Annotated in this window: 1 protein-coding gene; it reads right to left on the bottom strand. The window is 54.3% G+C overall.

Annotated features, from left to right (window positions below; all coding sequences use genetic code 11):
- A partial coding sequence (locus L6773_RS21375) for a protein kinase domain-containing protein (RefSeq protein ID WP_237856714.1) occupies positions 1–335 on the bottom strand: 335 nt, incomplete at both ends.

Below are 335 nucleotides of genomic sequence, written 5' to 3'. Positions count from 1 at the left end.
GCCAATTGCTCACTATCTGAAAATCGTTTAGCGGGATCTTTTTCCAGCAGACGGTTGACCAGCAACGAGAGTTTTTGCGGAGTGTTGGACAGGAAGTCAGAAAGTAACGGTGGTTTTTCATTGACGATAGCATAGGAGAGTGCCGCATCGTACTGTCCGGCAAAGGGTCGCTGACCGGCAAGCATCTCGAAAAGGAGTACCCCAAAGGAGAACAGGTCTGCGCGGTGATCGACCGGCCGCCCCTGGATCTGCTCGGGGGACATGTACGCCATCGTGCCTAGCGTGGTTCCGGTTTGTGTGATGGGCGTTGAATCCACCAGTTTCGCCAGTCCGAA

Origin of the sequence: Rhodohalobacter sulfatireducens (assembly GCF_022012475.1) — a bacterium.
GTDB lineage: Bacteria > Bacteroidota > Rhodothermia > Balneolales > Balneolaceae > Rhodohalobacter > Rhodohalobacter sulfatireducens.
This window is presented reverse-complemented; position numbering and strand designations above follow the sequence as displayed.